Annotated in this window: 8 protein-coding genes; 1 reads left to right on the top strand and 7 read right to left on the bottom strand. The window is 38.2% G+C overall.

From position 1 onward, the window contains the following. The coding region (locus tag GQR46_RS16170; protein WP_165741501.1) for a hypothetical protein at positions 1-341 on the top strand (341 nt) is incomplete at its 5' end. A 51-nt stretch (positions 342-392) separates the two neighbouring features. Here the strand turns inward: GQR46_RS16170 and GQR46_RS16165 are convergent. The 7 genes from GQR46_RS16165 to GQR46_RS16135 form a co-directional block, all read right to left on the bottom strand. Further along, complete coding sequence (locus GQR46_RS16165) at positions 393-833, bottom strand: GNAT family N-acetyltransferase (protein WP_165741499.1); 441 nt, start codon at positions 831-833, stop codon at positions 393-395. Between the two features lie 52 nt (positions 834-885). After that, positions 886-1479, bottom strand: coding sequence for a DUF2238 domain-containing protein (locus GQR46_RS16160; protein WP_165741497.1), 594 nt, complete (start codon positions 1477-1479; stop codon positions 886-888). 61 nt (positions 1480-1540) lie between these two features. Beyond that, positions 1541-2332 carry an SDR family oxidoreductase gene (locus tag GQR46_RS16155; RefSeq protein ID WP_165741495.1) on the bottom strand — a complete coding sequence of 264 codons (792 nt, stop codon included), beginning with the start codon at positions 2330-2332 and terminating at the stop codon, positions 1541-1543. A gap of 60 nt (positions 2333-2392) precedes the next feature. Next, the gene (locus tag GQR46_RS16150) at positions 2393-2896 is read right to left on the bottom strand and encodes an Mpo1-like protein (protein WP_165741493.1); all 504 of its coding nucleotides are present in this window, start codon (positions 2894-2896) and stop codon (positions 2393-2395) included. An 84-nt stretch (positions 2897-2980) separates the two neighbouring features. Continuing rightward, on the bottom strand, positions 2981-3388 hold the full coding sequence (locus tag GQR46_RS16145; protein WP_165741491.1) for a hypothetical protein: 408 nt from the start codon (positions 3386-3388) through the stop codon (positions 2981-2983). 78 nt (positions 3389-3466) lie between these two features. Then, a complete protein-coding gene (locus GQR46_RS16140; protein WP_165741490.1) occupies positions 3467-4141 on the bottom strand; it encodes a Crp/Fnr family transcriptional regulator in 675 nt (224 codons plus the stop codon). A 3-nt stretch (positions 4142-4144) separates the two neighbouring features. After that, positions 4145-4804, bottom strand: a complete 660-nt coding sequence (locus GQR46_RS16135; protein ID WP_231611891.1) for a hypothetical protein — start codon at positions 4802-4804, stop codon at positions 4145-4147. Between the last annotated feature and the right edge of the window lie 30 nt (positions 4805-4834).

Genomic DNA, 4834 nt, shown 5'->3' with positions numbered 1-4834 from the left:
ATAATACTAAAAAAATTTGGTGGGCTATTTTCTCTCTTCTACATTTTATTGGTAAATTACTTGTTGTATGTCTTTTTATATTTTCTAGCTCCACTGTAATTAACTTTTTTTTTGGCGCAATCGGTTATCCGGATCTAATTGCATTTGTGAAGCCTTTTGGAGAGATATATGGTGATACGCTTCCTTGGGCGGCTACATCTATGCTATTAGCTAGTAGTGTTGCAATTGGGCACATGAGGAACCTTGAAATTAATGAAGAAAAGTTAACTGCTGAAATAAGAGAAAGAGCAGAAAAAAAATATAATGCAAAAAATGGAGAAAGTAACATAAAGGCAGGTTAATTAAATAAATGCACACCGCTCTTCCCCTCTTTTTAGTGGATACCCCTCAACTTATCTTTCCCCATACACATTCTCAGGATTTATTTGCATTAGTATTGCGGGGTTGTCTATCGATTTAAATCCGTATTGCGCATAAAGGCCATGCGCATCAGAAGTCGCTAATAAAAAGCGCCTGAGCCCTTGCAGCTCAGCGTGCTCTACTATCGTTTTAATAAGTAACTTACTCAGCCCATTTCCTTGCAAGTGCGGGGCAATAAATACATCGGCTAAATAGGCAAAAGTGGCTTTATCTGTCACTACTCGGGCAAAGCCAACTTGTTCGTTATGAGCGCTGTAAACACCAAAGCACATTGAATTATCAATAGCTGATTGCATCACGCTTTTAGGAATGCCTTTGGCCCAATAGCTATTAGCAATAAAGTTATAAATAACGTTAAAGTTAAGTTTGCTTTTGTCTGTGCTAATTGAGTAATCGCCAATATTTACTGTCATAAGTTAATAGTCTTTTTTATCAATGTTGTTATAAGCGTTTATATAACTTTTTCTATAAATAATCTTTAACGTTTTTTAGCTGTTTATCATGTACTTTTGAAAGCACTAACAATGAGCAAATAGCCCCAAATAACGCCAGTCCCATATCTGATTGGGTATCCCACACGTAACCTTGCGTGCCTAAAAACGCTTCTGCGTCTTCGCCGCTTAATACTGCAACCCACCACTCTATTAATTCGTAAAACGCGCTAAATGCTAAACATACCGAAATAACAAAGGTGATTAACCAGCCTCGACCATTTACTACTTTTTTGCGTAGCAAAATTTCGCGTGCTAGCAGTGCAGGTACAAACCCTTGAAAAAAGTGCCCTACTTTGTCGTAGTTATTACGCTCGCTACCAAATAGGTTATCAAACAATGGGACTTCGGCGTAGGTGTAATGCCCGCCAATCATCAGCACAATGCAATGCGCTAAAATAAAGGTGTATAAAATAGGGGTAAGTTTAAAGTGGCTATAAGTGCTTGCTAGCAGCACTAAACCAATAATTGCGGGAATAACTTCAAGCAGCCATGTAAATTGATCTTTTGGGTTAATACCAGACCAAATTAATACAATAAAAAATAGGCTCAGCCATAAATACTTCATTTAGAATCCTTTTCTAAATTGATCAAATTTACGGCATTTTACGCCTTTGAAATAAACGATGCTACCTATAGTTTGTTTTTGCGGTAATGCGATTAAACAAAGTAGGAAAAAAGCGTTTAATTGTAGGCGCCCAACCACTTAAACCTTTACCCACAATCACTTCGTCTTTTTTATTACTAATGGCGTTAATCATTTTTTTAGCAGCTACGCTTACATCCATGCCATTTTCTATCGACTCTTCTGGTTTATTTTGCGCTATGCCTTGCTCGTTTAACGAGTTATGCGCAATTGCTGTTTTAATAGATCCTGGGCAAATTGTTAAACAATGAATATTATGTTCCGCTACTTCTGCACGTAGGCAATCCATAAAGCCAACAACCGCATATTTAGAACCCGAATATCCCGTTCTAAATTTTGAACCTACTTTACCCGCCACACTACTAATAGACACAATTGAGCCACTGCGCCTTGCCACCATAGTAGGCAATATAGCTTTAGTAAGTGCAATTAAGCCAAAGTAATTAACCTCCATTAATTGGCGATACACGTTAAAGTCGTTTTCTAAAAATAAACTGCGCTGCGATACCCCGCCGTTATTAATTAAAATATCAATTGCAGGAAGCTCGCTCATTTGCGCAGTTATTGTGCTTAGTACCTGCTCTGGCTGGGCTAAATCAAGCGGCACAACTAAGTGCCCTTCGCCTTTAAGCATTGCTTTTAAATCGTTTAGTTTATCTACATTGCGCGCCGATAAAATAACGCGCGCTCCAAGCTCGGCAAATTGTATAGCAAGCTCTTTACCAATACCTGACGATGCCCCGGTGATCCACACGGTTTTATTATTATATTGCATGCGTTATCTGCCCTTTTATTGTTATTTATTAGGTTTTATAAAGGTACTTAGTAAAGTATTTTACGCCTTTGTAGGGCCTGCTATTGCGTTAACTTCGTTTTCTAATGTTTTATAAAAACCCATTAAAAAGAGGAGCTCAACAGTTACGTACAAAGGGCCAATAATTAAACCAATTAGGTCATCTACAAACGCCGGTTTTTTACCTTCGTAATAGTGCCCAATAAACTGCAGTACCCAACCAAATACAAAAATACCTACGCCAATACTCAACCAAGGCCAAAAAGCCATTGCTGCAATGGGCTGAGCAGCAACAAGGAGTAAAGTAAATATTACGGCCATAATAAAGCCAAGCGAAAAGCTCAACATAAAATAATAAACCACAGAGGCAAGTACAAACAGCTGTGCACCATCAATTACTACACTTCCAAGGGGTATTTGAATACGCGCAAGTAAACACAGTGCTGCAAATACAATGAGCGGAATACCAATAAAGTGCGTTAGTACATTGCGTTTAGAGCGATGATATAAACCATATTTACCAAGCTGCTGTTGAAGTGTTTTCATTGTTTTGCCTTTATTTTTATATATAAAACTTACTTTAGCAAAAGTAGACACAACAACAATGTCAGGTATCCGACATTTTGTAAATTAAACAAATGCAGAAATTATTTTACCCGGCTCATACTCACCTTGCATATCCGTTCGCTCGCGCCCTTTTTGATACTCTTGCTCAAGCATTTTTTGAAGTTCCTCTATTTTATCAGCAATTGCGCTAGGGTCTGCGCCCTCACTTTGCTGTTCTTTAATGAGCTCTTCTATTGTCGCTTTTAGCTCGTCTATTTTGTTTTTGTTTACACCTAAACGCTGATAAACCAACGCTTCTTGAGCACCTTCTAAAAACGTTGGTTCTTTAGGGGCTGAGGTAATGCCTTTAACATCATTTGTTTTTTCGTTAGGGAGCGGATTAGTTGCCGCAACTTCGCTTGAACTTGCCGCTTTATTTACTGTAGGAGAGTTATAGTTACTGTATTGATTTTTAAAGGTTATTGTTGTCATTAGCTCAAATCCATTATTGCCTCACGTGTTATGTAGCAATTTTGGTTCCAACTAATTCACTTTAATTAAAGTGTTTTTTTAAGCTTTTTCAGCGCATGCCTGTAATTTTTGTTTATCTAAAATAGTAATACGTTGATACCCCAAGCTAATAGCTTGTAGGCTAGCGAGTTGTTGCAGTATTTGATTAATAGTTTGGCGCGTTAGGTAGGTCATATCAGCAAGTTGCTGCTGAGATAAAACAAGCGGTGTTAAGTGCTCTGTATGTTCGCTTAGCATTAAAAGCCGGTTACATACTTTTTGCTCAGCGCTTAACAGGGCATGATCTTCCATTGAGGTAAACATTAGGCGTAACTTTTGTGCCAATAATAAACCAAACTCTTGCCAATATTGTGGCTGTTCATTTAAAAGCTGTTCAAGCTCGCGTTGGGGAACGTAAAAAAGCACAACGTCAGTTTGTGCATATACGTCATGAGTACGCAGGCCACCATCAAACAAGGTAACTTCGCCAAACCACAGTGATGAATCAATAAAGCTCAATACGGCTTCTTTGCCTTCGTTACTTACGCCACTAATACGCACTACGCCGCTAAGCACTGCATAAATTCCATCGTGCTTATCACCTCGCAAAAATAATGATTGCTGAGCTTTTAGCGAGAGCGTTTTGCCCTGCGTTAATAAAAAGCTTTTTAAATAAGCGCTACGGTTTTTAAACCAATGCCCTTGCTCTATAACGTTTTGCTGCTGTGGAGTCATTATTTACTGCATTTGCTTATTAAATGGCTGTTTTTCGATAACCAATTTTTTAGGGAAATTTAAATCGGTTGCTATAACAAAATCATCGTAAGGATCATTACCCGAAAACAGCTCAGTTATTAATGTATCGTTTTTATAAACATTAACGGTTACACCGCTGCCCATACCGCCTGAGTTAATAATATAATAATGATATTCGCCGTTACTAAAAAATAAAATACTCTCGCCAATACGCCCTACTTGCCTGTAGTAACTACCAAATGGAGCATCCGGTGTTGCTTCTTTTTCAAGCCCTATGTCATTAACTCTACCAAATCGATAACTAAGCGATGAGTCATCTTTTGCAACACAAATAGAAAGCACTTTATCGGTAGGTTCTAACTTGTAGGCTGTACTTTCATCTGGGTTACGCACAACTTTATGCATTTTTGCGTTAATGTAAGCTGCTTCATTACTTTTACAATGTGTTGCCAGCATACCGACCACTAAAGCGGGTTCGTTTGTTTGAGCTGCTGAAGGCGTGTTTACTTTGAGATCAGAGGGTAAGTTACTTACATTATTATTTAGCTGAGGGCTATCTTGCATTGCCATACTTTGGTCGTCACAACCAAACAGTGCAAACAAGAAGAAAGAATAAAAGCTCGCTAAAAATTTAATGCGCATAATAAAATCCATCTATGAGAGAGCCTTTAA

Origin of the sequence: Pseudoalteromonas sp. Z1A6, from assembly GCF_011378745.1 — a bacterium.
Lineage (GTDB): Bacteria > Pseudomonadota > Gammaproteobacteria > Enterobacterales > Alteromonadaceae > Pseudoalteromonas > Pseudoalteromonas arctica.
Note: the sequence above shows the minus strand (reverse complement) of the source record. Positions and strands in the feature narration are given on the sequence as shown.